The organism is Brucella tritici (assembly GCF_902825325.1).
In the GTDB taxonomy this organism is placed as follows: domain Bacteria; phylum Pseudomonadota; class Alphaproteobacteria; order Rhizobiales; family Rhizobiaceae; genus Brucella.
Genome location: NZ_CADEAR010000032.1, coordinates 1 through 14,494, shown reverse-complemented (window position 1 = coordinate 14,494; position 14,494 = coordinate 1). Strand labels below are relative to the sequence as shown.

Here is a 14,494-nt window from a genome sequence, read left to right as displayed (position 1 = left end):
GCAAACACGCACCAGACTTCGAACCACGATGAACTATATGACGAGAACGGACTGCCGAAATGAGCAGCTCGTCGTCAGGTTCGATTGAAAAACGCACCGAGACTTTAGATACGATTGCTGCTGTCTTGCCGATGAACCGCCGCGACATGCTGGCTGGCATTTTGACCGATGAGGATGTCGAGACGCTGCGCCATCTGGTCAATGAAGGCATGGGCGAAAACACGCTCCGTGCCCTGACCTCGGATCTGGCCTATCTCGAAGCCTGGTCGCTGGCTGCGACCGGCAATCCCCTCCCCTTTCCGGCGCCGGAAGCCCTGTTGCTGAAATTCGTCGCGCATCATTTGTGGCGGCCGCAACAGCGCGAGATCGAACCCGATCACGGCATGCCGGTCGGCGTGGAAGAGGAATTGCGCAGCCAAGGCTTTCTGCGCGTGTCGGGACCACATGCGCCCGCAACCGTGCGTCGCCGTCTCGCCAACTGGTCGACGCTGACCCGCTGGCGCGGTCTGGAGGGTGCGTTTTCATGGCCTTCCGTCAAATCGGCAATCCGGCTTGCGGTGCGCGCCCTGAACCGGCCGCGTAGCCGCAAAAGTGTCCATGCGATTACCGGCGATATTCTGGGCAAGCTGCTGGCAACCTGTTCCGGAGAGGATCTAACGGCTTTGCGGGATCGGGCCATCCTGATGGTGGCCTTTGCCTCGGGCGGTCGTCGGCGTAGCGAAGTCGCCGGCTTACGTGTAGAACAGCTGGTCAAACAGGCACCAGTCACCGATGAGAACGGCTCTCCCCTCCCCTCGCTCGGCATTCATCTCGGTCGCACCAAAACCAGTGGTGCCGATCACGATGAAATCGTCTATCTGACCGGGCGGCCTGTCGAGGCTCTCACCCGCTGGCTGGAAGCGGCAAAAATCGACAAAGGCAGCGTGTTTCGAAAAGTCGATCGCTGGGGCAATGTTTCGGCGCGAGCGCTCGAACCGAGCGCCATCAACCAGATTGTCAAACAGCGCGCGCAAATGGCAGGTCTCGATGCAAAAGAATTCTCAGCCCACGGCCTGCGCTCTGGCTATCTCACCGAAGCCGCCAATCGCGGCATTCCACTCCCCGAAGCCATGGACCAATCGCGTCATCGTTCCGTGCAGCAGGCGTCCGACTATTATAACGATGCTAAGCGGCGCAGTGGGCGCGCATCGCGGCTGCTATGATACTATTCACGGAGGGATCTCCAACTCTTCGACCGCACTAAACATGAACTGGATCGCGCTTACTTATAAACTGCCACATGCAGCTTGTTAACAGCGGTCGTTCATCGTGATGACCGCTCGAGAACGTGCCTGATCAGCTACGCTGGCTTGAAAACAACAGCGTGGGGTTTAGTTCTTCAGTGCCGATATATGGATTGGCATGGATCGCAAGAATCCACAGGCTGATCGAAGCCGTTGCTGAATAAAGTAGCAAGGCATGCCTCCCAGCCCGCACCCGATCCGCATGGGTCGAAGCAATAGTGGCGATAGTCAGGAATGTCAGCGCCAGTACAAGATACCATTTATATTGGTCGATGGACGTATTAGCGATAGCGATGCGATCATTGCGCGCATTCTGAAGCTCGTTAAAATCATGAATGAGCTGGGATACGATCGGAGAGGGCGTGCCGTCGCTGGCCACCGTCTGGACAACGGAACGAATGGCAAGAAGCGACTTCTCCACCTTGGGCGAAGGCACGATATTGTCGTCGGCTCCCCATTCATCTGACACCACCAGATTCCGATAGGTTTCCACTGCGTTCTTAAGTCTCTCATTGTTCAGGACCGTGGGATGAGCAGTCCCCAACATTCGAAATATCGCAGACCGTTCGTTGCTGGTCGCGAGATCCGCTCGAGAGTTGAGTGTCCATGCATCTGCCGCGACGAAGCCGAGAGACAAAGCCCATGCGGTGGATATCGTGCCGACAAAGGCACCAATGGGCACCGAAGTTGGATCTTTCAACGCCCGCAGGCCCCGCAGCTTCAGAAGGAGCCAGCCGCAGGCATATAAAAGCGCCCCGAAAAAGCAAAATGCCAAGAATGATACGTAAATCGACATCCCCAGTAATGTTGTCATGAACGCCCCCCAAAAAATACGTTGGCGCAACTCATTATATAGAGGGCGTAAATAAACCGTGTTCTCTAGAAGGGAATTGGATATAGGTCCTCTGGTTTATCGCGGCGTTTATTCGAAGTTACACAGAGTGTGACGACCGATCTGAATGAAATAGATCAATGTTTTAAAATCTCTTTTCAGCACAAGTCTTCTCCGAAAACCGTTTTACCCTTTTCGGGGAGGCCTCTATGTAGAATTTTTGCAATTTCGGCTTTACTAATTGAATACGAAGAGCGGTGTATTGGACGATGGGGTATCATCGATTCTATTCTTTTGGGTTGGGGCAAAGAATTGAGACTGGAAGCAGAAGTCGACAGCGTTGAAACACAACGCTCAAGTGAAAAAAGTTCGCTCCTTTCCCTTGCCATCATAATTGCGACAGCGTCAATTTTCGGGCTCACTTACAGCCTGACGGCTCCGCTGGTGGCGCATATGCTTATCAAAAGCGGGCTGACGGAAACGCTTGTCGGTGCCAATGCCGCCATGCATGCGCTCGGCGTCCTGTGCATAGCCCCCTTCCTTTCGGGACTGGCTATCCGCTACAAGCCCAAATATCTCATCATGGCCGCGCTACTTTCATCAGCGTTGCTTCTGATCCTGTTTCCAATGGTGCCTAGTTTCTGGTTCTGGTTTCCGTTGCGTTTCCTGCTGGGAATTTCTGCCGAAATTCTGTTCGTGTTGACGGAAACCTGGGCCAGCGAGCTGAGCGACAATAAAAATCGCGGACGCATCATGGCAACCTATACAGCGTCGCTCTCGCTGGGCTTTGCCGGCGGCCCGCTGATCCTGTCGTTTACGGGGTTTGAAGGGCTGGTGCCATTTGCAATCGGGGCGGTCGTCGCCCTCCTCGCCTTTGTCATCATGAGCCTGCCGGGACTTCGACAAATTGAAATGGCCCAGCAAAAACACTCAAATTTCTTGCGTATGATGCGACTGTCGCCCATTGCCATGGGAACAACGGCAATCAATTCGGCAGTTGAAACAGCCGGACTGTCTTTCCTTGCCATTTATGCCATGCGGCTCGGCTGGAACGAAACCGACGGTGCACAACTGATCACGGTTCTCATGGTCGGTGCCATTGCGCTGCAGCTTCCCATCGGCTGGCTATCAGACAAGATGAACCGGGTTACACTGATGATCGCCCTAACGGCGGTCTCCGCAATAACGGCATTTCTCTGGCCCCTGCTTCTATCGGTGAGCTGGCTGGCCTACCCGGCATTGTTCATCTGGGGCGGAATTTTCGTTGGCATTTATACGACAATGCTCGCGATAATCGGCTCGCAGTTCCGTGGGGCGGACCTTATCAGCGTCTATGCTGCGATGGGGCTGTTCTGGGGCGGCGGCGCCTTGGTGGGACCGATGCTGGCAGGCGGTTTTCTAGACGTGATGCAGCACGGCCTACCGACCTTTGTGGGAATGGTCTGCGTCGTTTTCATGGTGTTCGCCCTGATCGTAAAGCGCACGCTTAAACCCAGTGGAGCCCCCCAGGCATGATACGCATCGTTCTTATTCTCCTTGGCCGGGAAATTATTCAGCGTCACTGGAAAATACTACTCATTACCGGCGGCGTCTGGCTTCTGCTCGGCACATTCATCGCTATAGATGCCTTGGACGGAAAGACGATCATTCCGTCGCGCTTTTTTGGCTATTTCCTGCTGCCGGAGGCGGCTGTCGGCCTCCTGGCTGCCGCGTTCAGTCAGGGAACGGCGAGACGAATGCGTGTCGTGCAGGGTATCGCGTTGTTCGCGGTCGCCTTGCTGATCCTCAGCGCCACCCCCGCCAGCCACTTCACGCTTGCGATGGTGCTGGGGTTCTGCTTCCTTGTGGATGGCAGTGTGCGCATTGGCAGTGCATGGGTTGTCCGCTATCCCCGCTGGCGGCTGGGGTTGATGGGCGGCATTGCGGAAGTTTGCATCGCCATTGCAACGCTTCAGCCATGGCCAACATGGTACGCCGGAACAGTTGCCTTCAATGTCGGCGCCGTCATGATCCTTACCAGCCTTGGCATATTGAACATTGCGACACGGGTGCGACGGCTGGAAGAAGGCGCATCGATCAGCAGTATCTTCAACAGAAATCCTTTATGGAACAAGCCGGGTTCCAGCTCCCTCGCCCATTCTGCCAATCGCAGCGAGCTGATCGTCCATGTCTGGACTCCCACAGGTCAGGTCATGACCCCGCTTCATCAAAGGGCCATCAATCGATATATCGCAGCCGTCGATACAAACGGCGTCATTTCCACGGGCCATGCGGCTCTGGAAATGGCCCCAAACGTCTATATCAGCCATTATCCGGCAGTCGAGATCGACCGATCGCCGGACGAATTCACCCGGACATTACGCGCCACCGCAGACAACAATGTGCCCGGACGTTTCCTGCCAAGCTATCAGGAAGAATCCGCCGAATGGTGCCAATCGACAGTGCAGGTGGTGATCAAGAATATCGACGCATCGCGATTGAATGCATTCTGGCAAGATTACAGCGCAGACAACACCTATAATCTCACAAACCGCAATTGCTCAAGTGCAGTCGCTGATGCTCTGGATGCAGCGCTGGAAGGTGTTTATCGTGACCACAACTGGCCAATAATTACAGCGTTGCGCGCGATCATTTATCCTGAGCTATGGGCAGCGGGACTGATGCGCAAGCGCGCAGAATCCATGGCGTGGACGCCTGGTCTGGTGCTGGATTATGCGCGCGCATTGTCGGCTCTGGTCGACCCACCAAAATCGTTCTTGACGTTTCCCAAACTTCGCCTGCTAAAAAAATACGCAAACACGAAGCAGGACATAAACTAGGACACGTCTCGCATATATCCGGCCTAGCTAGAGCGGTTCCGGTTAATACGGAATCATCAGAATCGCTCTAACTATTTGTTTTACCGCATTGTCCTACGCAAAACCGCTTCGCACTTTTGCTGGAAATGCTCTAAGTACCGGCAGGCTGCCGGATGACCGTAGAAAACTGTTCGCGCTCCATTGAGCGAACCGGCGTCAGCAAGGCGCGCTGCTGGATTTCACTGAACGGCAGGTCGCTGTTCATGAGCAGCTCATTGTCATAGAGAAACTCCGGCAGATAGCCGGAGAGCAAAACCCTGTAATCAAATGGAAAACCTGGTTCCAGCAGGCGAACAAGGTCGAAAACGACCGTCGTGCAATTGGACGTCAGTGTATTGTAGAAGGCCGGGTTTCTGGCAAGATCGTTGGCCTTTTCGATATATTTGAGCAACATCGCCTGCATAAGCTCTTGACCAACATCGACCGGATATCGATAGACGCGCTCGTCGCGGACATTGGTTCTCAAATAAACAATGTCCCGTTCTTCCGCCGCTATCATCGCCAATTCGAAACTTCTGAAAAAGCCACCCAGCGAAGAAAATTCCTGACCTTTTTTCTTGCGTATTTCGGCAGAGAACACCAGATGGCGACCATCTGCAAAGCCGAATGAAATCAATGTATGTGCAATGGCCGGATGCGTCCAGTAAGACAATATGACATCCACCGAATTGAGTTCGCTCAACCTGTACGTCCCGGATTTCCACCCTGGCACAAATATCCGGCTGTCATTCCATGTGAAGTCACGAATGTTGTGAAATGTCACCTCGTCGCCCTGAACATCCGCTGTCACCGTGTGCTGGACATCTGCCGCCCAATCCCGCGTAAGCGAAGGCTTCATCGAAAACCAGGAGACCAGAAAGAGGGAACCGAGGCAGATGAATGCGACGTTACTGAAGCTTATCAACTGGCTGCTCGAACGCGGTGAAAACAGGACCGAGATATAAGCTGCAAGAACAAGCGCGGTCAGGGCCATGACGCAGATTTTGATCGTCTGCCCCACCTGCAAATGAAACCAGAGCGCCATTGCCGCCCATAACACAATCATCGAGCATAGCGATGCCCAGGCAAACATAAAAAGCAGTTTGATCATGGTATATTCTGTGGCCTCGGATCGGCAGTCATAAATGGTAATATTGCGAAAACCGGGCTGGTGCTGGCGCTACAATGGCCCCGACGCCAGTGTTTCAGACGATGATAGGTTTTGTTGGAGCAAATTCGGGCTAACCGGTTTCTTGACGCCTGCATCGGACTGGACTTCGCGAATGGCGTTCTGGAGGACGGCGTTTCTTTTAAACGCCACGCGACCGGCGGCAATCACCTGATCCACCTGTTCTGTCGGAAGCACGAAGCGGGTTGGCACTTCATTGAAACTTGCAGCCATGCCAGCGGGAAGATCTTGTATCGACAGGCGTTGTACATGAAATCGGACATCGCGGCAGTTCCATCCTTTCAACGAGCCGCGATAGCGCGCTACTGTGGCTGCAGACAGGCTGCACCGATATGCAATGAGTTCGTCGCGCCATTGCGTTGTCGCCAGCTTCAGCGCATCAAACCCTTCCCTGACCGACGAGGAAATGGCAGTATCCGTAACCGCACCGAGGATTTCAGAAATCCCTGGCCCTTGCAGCTCCTTTACCCATGGATATTCCATCTCACGGCCAGCATCCACGACAATGTAAAGAAAAGTCTTCAGCTTCACGGCATCGGCAAGCGACAATGGCCCATAGGGTGTTTGCGCCGAGGCTCTGGCCATCGCAAATGGCGTAAGCCCCAGATTATCGGTCAGCGCGCCATCGAGCAATTTTATGAAATTCACATTGCTCGACCGGTAAGTGTGCAGTGCGCGCCCATAGGCCTTCAACCTATACGACGCCTCGGGATCGGCCATGACCCGGCTTAGCCAATCGGGCTGGCGATAGGTGCAGGCACCATGGTTGGATGCAACCGAAATGGGCTTGAAAACGACCGGAACCGCCGCTGACGCCGCGACTGCGTCAGCAATCCGCACATCCTTCAGATTGCTGCACAGTGCTGCAAAGGTTTCTACGCTGAAGTGAAATGGAACCCGGTTGTAGATATCCGATGCAGAGATCCAGATCGATGGCGCATTGGACCAGTCAAACTTTGAATAGGTCGCACCATGGAAAATATTGTCGTCGAGCCAACGGGCAAGCGAGGATCGGTCATTTGCGCCGCCATTCAGGACGCCAATGGCGACTGCTGGCGACAAGGCATTGGTGCGCACGCGTTCTTCAGCGTTCCTGACCAGAAACGTTTCACGGAAATCCCGATAATCATCGCGCCCTTTCATGCCGAAATAGGCTGCAAGAACCGCGCCTCCAGACACGCCGGATATTATCCTGATATTATCGACCAGGCTTCGCTCATAGGGATATTCGTCCACGATCGTATCATCGAGCGCCCGCATGACTCCATAACCAAAAGCCGCCGCCCGCGTGCCGCCGCCAGAAAATGCCAGGCCAATGATCATTGCGCCATCATCCCCGTGATCGGGAACGAAATGATTGTTAAACGCGAATAATTGAGACGTTGAACGATTGATCGGCCCGACATCGGATACCGCGCAGCCCGCAACAAGAAAACTGACAACAAACCCTGTTATCAAGAAAAGAAACGATCGATTCTGTATCATGCCCCCACCCCAATTGAACGACAATTAACACTGCCATTGAAGCAAAAGCAAATGGCAGATCAAGGAACGTATCTCCCGCCACAATCTAAGGATTTAAAGTATCGTCGAGTTGACATTTTCTCCAATCGGTCGCACCTATTTTAGGAAAACAGTTCTTTTGAAGCCCTTCTCACGGCACTGTTCTCCGCAAGGAACGCCAAGTATTCTTACCTTTCATTTTATCGCCAAGGACGAGCTATCATACTACGGATTGCTCGGTGTCTACCGAGGCTCTCGGCTTATCTCTTTTCGCCGCCTACCGTGATCATTCCAGCTTATCCATCCCTCTCCCTGTTTATAGATTTGGACCTTTTAACTTAGGTAGGCCGCTGGCGCGCAACGGTTGTTTTGATGAGGGTTTCCTCGTCTACCCATTAAAATCGCTTCTGATGGCGGTTAAATTGCATAGTAAAACTCGCTTGCAACTAACCATTTTCTCATGCATGCCTTATTTGAACAAAGCCGCTTCAAGCGCGGGAGAAACAGCCATGTCAAAACGTCAGGCCACCAGTGCGTTGCCCCGTCCCGCTCGCCTCATCGGTTACGCACGCGTCTCGACCGACGATCCGGTCCATGATGCACAGATGGACGAGTTGCGGGCAGCTGGCTGTGATCGCATCTTTCAGGAGCAGGGTTCCGGGACTTCACGCGCCCGCCCGGTCCTGACCCGGCTGCTTTCGGAACTCGTTGCCGGTGACGTTCTCGTCGTGGTCCGGCTGGACCGCCTCGCCCGCTCGGTCAGTCACCTTCTGCAGGTTATCGAAGATCTCGAACAACGCGGCATCCACTTTCGATCTATCCGTGATCCCATCGACACATCCACGCCGCAAGGCATGTTTTCTCTGCAGGTGCTGGACGCCGTTGCACAGCTCGAACGCGCGCTGATTGCAGAACGGACCAAAGCGGGGATCAAAGCTGCAAAGGCGCGCGGCAAGCTTCCGGGAAATCCCGGCTTGAGAGAGCGCAAGCCGGAAGCGATCCGGGCGGTATCTCAAGCGCGCAACAAACGCTATCTCGATGAACTGATCACCTCGGCACAGACCTGGTTGCCTCTGGTGCAACAAATGCGCCCGGTCCACAGCTGGGAGAATATCGTACAGGTGCTCAATAGGCGCGGACATGACTGGACGGTCGAGCGTCTGCGCCGCGCCGTGCATCGTCTCGTCCGCGAAAAAATCGCCGACAAGAAGCTTGTTGCCCGATCCCCTCGCCGCATCCCTTCTGATCACCTGATGAAACTGGTCGCCGCAATTGCGATTGCCGATCCCGGATTGTCGCTTCGCGATATCGCGGCCCAGCTCGATCAGATGGGAGAGCGGCCGACGCGCGGTGGGAGGAAATGGCAGCCTTCCTCCGTTCGTCACCTTTTAGATGAAGCCCACCGTTTTGGTCTCATTCGTCGCTAAGCGCCTGACCGATCATTCGGCCGAGAGGCCGTCTTTCAATCAATGTGACAGACAATCCTCCGTCATTGGAACTTTCGATAATGCAACACAATATGCGTTACATGTGCCGCCCAACATCCATACGCCCGTGCAAAATACGCACAACAAGCAGCGTGTTCTCGTGCTCCCGGAAATAGATCACATGGGATCCGACGGCATATTTGAGATAACCTGGTCGGATGTCCGTCAACCGACCACGCTTGCTCCCGTCCGTTAACCCTTCAAAAGCATCCATGACGTCAGTGATATAGCTGGTTGCTTGCTCTAATGACCATTCGCGTAAGGTGTAAACCCAGATATCTTCGAGATCGGCCTCGGCAAGCGGTGTAAGCTGATACCCATCAAAGCGCATGCTTCGTCTTCATCCTCTGCAGGAAGCCCTCACGATCCAAGGGCTTCGACTGACCAGACTCTTCGCCCGCAATCAGCGCCTCCTGTAGAGACTTAACACGCGTTTCTTGTTCCTCTAAAAGACGCAATCCTGCACGCACGACATCACTGGCAGAGCCATAGCGCCCTCCCCTCACCTGTGAATCGATGAAGTTGACGAAGTGATCACCGAGGGAAACTGATGTGTTTCGTGACATGTATTTACTCCTTTGCACTATAGTACCAACTTTTGGTAACAACACAAGCTCAACTCCGGCACTGCGCTCCCCCTACCTGACGTTTCACCTCAAAGAACCAAAAAGCATTGGCAATGGACGGGAGGAAGTCGTTTATCTGACCGGGCAACCCGTCGGATGCCTCACCCGTTGGACGCAAACGAACTCTCCGCGTATTGCCTACGCTCCGGTTATGTCACCGAAGCGGCCAATCGCGGCATTCGCGTGCCCAATCATGCAACTAGCGCGCCGTGGACACTACTGATATTCATCTGCTGGCAATTATTCGTACACGGCTGTTTGGGTCAGTAGAGCGAGACCTGGTTTTGAATGCTTGATACATCAGCCTGAATGACTTATGTTTCTCTATTAAGGTAACAGGCATCAAAAGCGATGTTGACTTCAGCTCAATTGCGTGCGGCGCGTGCTCTGCTTGGCATTGACCAGAAAACTCTGGCGAGCATGTCGGGATTGTCTTTGCCTACCATTCAGCGGATGGAAGCTACCGATGGAAATGTGCGCGGCGTCGTTGACAGTCTCGTGAAAGTGGTCGGCGCCCTTGAGGCAGCCGGCATTGAATTGATCGCTGAAGGGGCGTTGAGCAATTCCGGTGGGCGCGGTGTACGTTTGAAATCCCCGGTTTGAAACCCAGATAATCTATACCCGACGGCGACCGCCGACGATATTCTGCCGACGATCCCGCCGATTCCTTGTGGAGACGCGGTTAATCATGACGACACTGGTTACGGATACGCCCAAGAGCGACTTCTCGAACTCTTCACGCCGAAGCTTGTGACGGTTCTGCGAGAAGGCTATTCATTGGCGAATTTGCGCGCCGATGCGCTGGCGGGATTGACGGTGGCAATTGTCGCCCTGCCGCTTTCCATGGCCATAGCGATAGCATCCGGCGCCAGTCCCGCGCAGGGCCTATATACTGCGATTGTCGGGGGTTTTCTGGTTTCGGCTTTAAGTGGTTCACGGTTCCAGATTGGCGGACCAGCCGGAGCTTTCATCGTACTCGTTGCCGCCACGGTTGCTCAGCACGGCATGGAAGGGCTTATCCTTGCAACTTTCTTGTCCGGTATCATGCTCGCGGCTGTTGGTCTTCTTCGCTTCGGCACTTTCATCAAGTTCATTCCTTATCCAGTGACCATCGGGTTCACCGCAGGTATCGCCGTCATTATCTTCGCCAGCCAAATCAAGGAACTTTTTGGACTTATGCTCGAGCATGAACCGGGTCCGCTTTTGCAAAAAATTGCGGCTCTTTGGCAAGCTCGTGATAGCTTCACACCCGCTGCCGTAGCGATTTCCATCAGCACGATTGCGATGATCTTGGGCCTCAAGACGTTTCGCCCACACTGGCCGGGCCTGTTGATCGCAGTCGGACTTGCGGCTGCCGCCGCCGCATTGTTTGGCCTGCCGGTCACAACCATCGGTTCACAATTCGGTGGCATACCGTCCAGCCTGCCAGCGCCGGAGTTGCCTACCCTGACGGGAGGGAAAATTCTAGCTGTTCTTCCTGCAGCGGTTTCATTTACCTTGCTGGGAGCCATCGAATCCCTGCTCTCCGCCGTCGTCGCCGATGGCATGACCGGACGCCGCCATCGCTCGAACTGCGAACTGATGGCGCAGGGCATTGCGAATATCGGTTCAGCGTTGTTAGGCGGTTTCTGCGTGACCGGCACGATTGCCCGCACAGCCACCAATGTCAGATCCGGCGCGCATGGGCCTGTATCCGGCATGTTGCATTCAGCGTTCCTACTTTTGTTTATGCTGGTGGCCGCCCCACTTGCTGCCTACATACCGCTTGCCGCATTGGCCGGCGTTCTTGCGGTTGTCGCCTGGAACATGGTCGAAAAACAGGCAATCGCCGTCCTGCTACGGTCGGGATGGGGAGAGGCGGCGGTCCTTACCGTAACCTTCCTGCTCACGGTCTTCCGCGATCTGACCGAAGCTATAGTAGTGGGATTTGCATTGGGCTCGGTGCTATTTATCCAGCGAATAAGCAGAGTGACGACAGTGCGGTCCCACAACCCCAATCTGAAACCGCTTGTGGCAAGCGACATACCGGATAGTGCCCTGCCTCGTAAAGACTATGACGAAACCCAGTCCTCCGACCCTGAAACCCTGATTTATCGTATAAACGGGGCGCTGTTTTTCGGAGCCACCGCTTCCATCGGCACGGTTTTGGACAGGATCTCAGACAGCTACAAAACGTTCGTGATCGATTTCGAGGATGTTTCATTCCTCGATTCCACAGGTGCCAATATGATTGAAGGACTGGTCCAAAAAGCCAATCGGCGTGGAATCGAAGTTTGGCTCACAGGAACGAGCCGCGCCACGCGACGCTTGTTACTACAACACGGCTTACGGCGTCCGCTGTGCCGGTATGCATCGTCTATCGCTGACGCGTTGCAACGCAAAAGGATGGTTCTTTCGCGCAGGTGACTATCATTTCTTTTTTTGCGCTTTCAATATAATTACAACCACCGCGCTCATGATAAACATGGACAGGATCAGTTCTATTATTAGCCTCCACTCCATGACCCCAATCTCCATCTGAATGGATCGGATGCTGACAGTATATAGCAAGACGAGGCTGCGTCACATCAAGTTTACGAGTTGAGGAAATCCACTGCTTCTCATTCATAAGCGAAACAGGTCATAACTGTCAGAAAATCAAAGCCTTTAGGCGATGATGACAAATTGATTTTGCCGTGCGGCGGCGACAGAACTGTAAAACAATCGCGAGGAGCGGGATCGCTGTTCTCTTATTTATTGGCTTGAGGCGCCGCTCTCGATTTAGATATTCTATTGGCACCTACACGAAGCCTGCACTACCTTTCGCTCAAACGCTGGAATAACGGGCCCAGGCACCGGGGTTCGTCCCGTTCTTAACTATACGACAATGCCAGTCAGCACAGTTTTTCAAGGCTGCGTTGAAGTCAGGCAATCTGGTTCATTTGTCTAAAGCTTCTCCCATGCGCTAGTATCTGGATACCTGTTGTAACAGACTTTTATCGGGAGGATGCCACGCCAAACGTTATCGATAGCCGTCTCGTCAAGGCTTTCCTTGATAATGCAAGCTTGTCGGAAACCGATCTTTTGCCAGATACAATCTCTGGTCAGATTGATGAGCGTCGTCGTAGGCAAGGTGGATAGTGGGTAGGAGGCAAGTGCGAACTGACAGCCGCCACTCTGAGTTTCCGCCCAAACGACATGAACCGGGCATTGCATGCTCGTCCTGACAAATTGAGTGTTGAAATACATTTGGAGGACATCGTCGGGACTTCAGTTCAACGCAGACTGATTACAGACGCCATAACCTTCAGATTTGCTACCGGGGTACTGAAAATCCGATGCTTTAGGGCCAAATCCTTTACTGCGGCAATCGAGGCTGCGCGACTGACCATCATGAACAGGCCGTCAAAACGGAGCAGAGACAGCCCAATCGATAGTAACACGAATAGGAGGACCAGACCGGAACGGTGTTCACAACAGTGCCCCCTTCCCTTGTTGACAAAAGAAATGCCGTTGAGTTTCTGAAACACCCACCAACGCGGAGATGGCATTCATCAGGGTGCGGCCAAAACGCAGGCCACTACCTATACTCTCGAAGCAATAATCGAAGAAAGCCTTCTTGAGGATTTTCAGGTATAGGGAAAGTATGGCAAGAGGAACGGTGGCCTTTTAGTTGGCGAGTAGAAAACGGACGGACGCCATGGCATTGTCGCGGCTATGACAGATCAACCCGATTTGCACTTTAGCGGCTTTTCGCTTTGGATTAGTGGACGCCAGTTCCCGGATGCGTTGGACTTCTGGGATGGAAATTGGCTGATGGTTCGCGCGCGCATGGAGGCTAACGGCGCACATGTCGAATGTGCAGGGCCAATCCTGATGACTACGGACATCAGGAAATTCCGCGATCAACTAGATGTAATGGCGACCTCATTGGCAGGCGAAGCCACGCTCAAGGGCTTGGAACCGGGAATCAAGGTCGTTCTGACAATGCAAAAGTTGGGTCATGTTGAAGCGGTGATTGAAATTACTGCTGATCACGTCAACCAATATCATCGTTTCATCGTGGAGGGAGACCAGTCCTACCTGCCCGGACTTATCCGTTCATGCGATGCCATTCTTCGCAAGTTTTCTGTCATCGGAAAGGAGAGTGTCTGATCGAAAGGCAGTCAGGCAGTTTTTAGCTATTGCGAGCTGAAACGGCCGGGTTGAAGTGGGAAACGGTCAGTCGGCTTGCAGGCAGGGAGGGTAGAAGCGGCATGTAGTGCCGCAAAAATCTGTCGTGTAAGTCGGACTTTCACGCCCGACTATCGCGACAGGAGTTCCCGTGAGAATTCAAAGTTAGTGCGTCCCGATGCAAAATTCAGGATTTCCGAGACAAGTTAGCCGCATACTGCACGGAGTTCAGCGATCATGCCGGTGAGAGATCCATCAGATCCCGGGATCAAACACCTAGTTTTGCGGCGAACGGAGCAGGCAGAACTCTTCGCCCCGGAAGCGAAGTGCAACATAGCTGCATTGGTTCATATGATCGATCAAACAGGCTTGCTCCGGCGTTGCCATTTCTTCCATCGTACAGCGCTCTTCCGCACATGTCTGACTATAAATCTGACCGGTGGGAACATACGCCACGAAAAGCGAGGTCTTCGGCCCTCCCGGGTTGAGGATTTCATATGCGGCTGTCAACCTCTCGAAAGCCGCAACATCTTCACCCACAGGGTCGCGGTCGATCCCCATCTCGCCAACCTCGCCGACCATTTT

Annotated in this window: 13 protein-coding genes; 7 read left to right on the top strand and 6 right to left on the bottom strand. The window is 53.8% G+C overall.

The annotated features are described in order from the left end of the window. Positions 1 to 59: 59 nt before the first annotated feature. Positions 60 to 1,202, top strand: coding sequence for a site-specific integrase (locus HWX93_RS21495; RefSeq protein ID WP_176038673.1), 1,143 nt, complete (start codon positions 60 to 62; stop codon positions 1,200 to 1,202). Positions 1,203 to 1,335: 133 nt separating this feature from the next. On the opposite strand, the gene HWX93_RS21490 is transcribed toward HWX93_RS21495, so the two are convergent. Continuing rightward, positions 1,336 to 2,097, bottom strand: coding sequence for a DUF4239 domain-containing protein (locus HWX93_RS21490; protein ID WP_109989468.1), 762 nt, complete (start codon positions 2,095 to 2,097; stop codon positions 1,336 to 1,338). Positions 2,098 to 2,226: 129 nt separating this feature from the next. On the opposite strand from HWX93_RS21490, the gene HWX93_RS21485 reads away from it, so the two are divergent. Next, on the top strand, positions 2,227 to 3,630 hold the full coding sequence (locus HWX93_RS21485) for an MFS transporter (RefSeq protein ID WP_235969181.1): 1,404 nt from the start codon (positions 2,227 to 2,229) through the stop codon (positions 3,628 to 3,630). Continuing rightward, complete coding sequence (locus HWX93_RS21480) at positions 3,627 to 4,934, top strand: HdeD family acid-resistance protein (protein ID WP_171058842.1); 1,308 nt, start codon at positions 3,627 to 3,629, stop codon at positions 4,932 to 4,934. The genes HWX93_RS21485 and HWX93_RS21480 overlap by 4 nt, the downstream gene beginning before the upstream one ends. Positions 4,935 to 5,064: 130 nt before the next feature. Here the strand turns inward: HWX93_RS21480 and HWX93_RS21475 are convergent, their stop codons facing one another. Further along, the gene (locus HWX93_RS21475) at positions 5,065 to 6,063 is read right to left on the bottom strand and encodes a DUF4105 domain-containing protein (RefSeq protein WP_181394334.1); all 999 of its coding nucleotides are present in this window, start codon (positions 6,061 to 6,063) and stop codon (positions 5,065 to 5,067) included. A 69-nt stretch (positions 6,064 to 6,132) separates the two neighbouring features. Further along, positions 6,133 to 7,626 (bottom strand): patatin-like phospholipase family protein, encoded by a 1,494-nt coding sequence (locus HWX93_RS21470; protein ID WP_176038672.1) that lies wholly within the window; start codon positions 7,624 to 7,626, stop codon positions 6,133 to 6,135. A 527-nt stretch (positions 7,627 to 8,153) separates the two neighbouring features. On the opposite strand from HWX93_RS21470, the gene HWX93_RS21465 reads away from it, so the two are divergent. Beyond that, positions 8,154 to 9,071 carry a recombinase family protein gene (locus HWX93_RS21465; RefSeq protein WP_109989470.1) on the top strand — a complete coding sequence of 306 codons (918 nt, stop codon included), beginning with the start codon at positions 8,154 to 8,156 and terminating at the stop codon, positions 9,069 to 9,071. A gap of 97 nt (positions 9,072 to 9,168) precedes the next feature. On the opposite strand, the gene HWX93_RS21460 is transcribed toward HWX93_RS21465, so the two are convergent. Together HWX93_RS21460 and HWX93_RS21455 are read right to left on the bottom strand one after the other, a co-directional pair. Next, entirely contained in the window at positions 9,169 to 9,462 is a 294-nt protein-coding gene (locus HWX93_RS21460) for a type II toxin-antitoxin system RelE/ParE family toxin (protein ID WP_176038671.1), read from the bottom strand. Further along, a complete protein-coding gene (locus HWX93_RS21455) occupies positions 9,452 to 9,697 on the bottom strand; it encodes a type II toxin-antitoxin system ParD family antitoxin (protein ID WP_109989472.1) in 246 nt (81 codons plus the stop codon). Before HWX93_RS21455 ends, HWX93_RS21460 begins: the two co-directional genes overlap by 11 nt. A gap of 411 nt (positions 9,698 to 10,108) precedes the next feature. Between HWX93_RS21455 and HWX93_RS21450 the strand changes: the two genes are divergently transcribed. From HWX93_RS21450 to HWX93_RS21440, 3 genes are all read left to right on the top strand, one after another. Next, positions 10,109 to 10,360 carry a helix-turn-helix domain-containing protein gene (locus tag HWX93_RS21450; protein WP_109989473.1) on the top strand — a complete coding sequence of 84 codons (252 nt, stop codon included), beginning with the start codon at positions 10,109 to 10,111 and terminating at the stop codon, positions 10,358 to 10,360. A 147-nt stretch (positions 10,361 to 10,507) separates the two neighbouring features. Continuing rightward, positions 10,508 to 12,163 carry a SulP family inorganic anion transporter gene (locus HWX93_RS21445; RefSeq protein WP_419191158.1) on the top strand — a complete coding sequence of 552 codons (1,656 nt, stop codon included), beginning with the start codon at positions 10,508 to 10,510 and terminating at the stop codon, positions 12,161 to 12,163. A gap of 1,290 nt (positions 12,164 to 13,453) precedes the next feature. Further along, positions 13,454 to 13,891, top strand: a complete 438-nt coding sequence (locus tag HWX93_RS21440) for a hypothetical protein (RefSeq protein WP_176038670.1) — start codon at positions 13,454 to 13,456, stop codon at positions 13,889 to 13,891. Between the two features lie 294 nt (positions 13,892 to 14,185). Here the strand turns inward: HWX93_RS21440 and HWX93_RS21435 are convergent. Next, the coding region (locus HWX93_RS21435) for a hypothetical protein (RefSeq protein WP_176038669.1) at positions 14,186 to 14,494 on the bottom strand (309 nt) is incomplete at its 5' end.

Excerpts from the sequence above, each read along its gene's own strand:
- HWX93_RS21450 (WP_109989473.1), top strand. The coding sequence starts at position 10,109 with ATGTTGACTTCAGCTCAATTGCGTGCGGCGCGTGCTCTGCTTGGCATT.
- HWX93_RS21460 (WP_176038671.1), bottom strand. The coding sequence starts at position 9,462 with ATGCGCTTTGATGGGTATCAGCTTACACCGCTTGCCGAGGCCGATCTC.
- HWX93_RS21495 (WP_176038673.1), top strand. The coding sequence starts at position 60 with ATGAGCAGCTCGTCGTCAGGTTCGATTGAAAAACGCACCGAGACTTTA.
- HWX93_RS21480 (WP_171058842.1), top strand. The coding sequence starts at position 3,627 with ATGATACGCATCGTTCTTATTCTCCTTGGCCGGGAAATTATTCAGCGT.
- HWX93_RS21470 (WP_176038672.1), bottom strand. The coding sequence starts at position 7,626 with ATGATACAGAATCGATCGTTTCTTTTCTTGATAACAGGGTTTGTTGTC.
- HWX93_RS21490 (WP_109989468.1), bottom strand. The coding sequence starts at position 2,097 with ATGACAACATTACTGGGGATGTCGATTTACGTATCATTCTTGGCATTT.
- HWX93_RS21465 (WP_109989470.1), top strand. The coding sequence starts at position 8,154 with ATGTCAAAACGTCAGGCCACCAGTGCGTTGCCCCGTCCCGCTCGCCTC.
- HWX93_RS21455 (WP_109989472.1), bottom strand. The coding sequence starts at position 9,697 with ATGTCACGAAACACATCAGTTTCCCTCGGTGATCACTTCGTCAACTTC.
- HWX93_RS21440 (WP_176038670.1), top strand. The coding sequence starts at position 13,454 with ATGACAGATCAACCCGATTTGCACTTTAGCGGCTTTTCGCTTTGGATT.
- HWX93_RS21475 (WP_181394334.1), bottom strand. The coding sequence starts at position 6,063 with ATGATCAAACTGCTTTTTATGTTTGCCTGGGCATCGCTATGCTCGATG.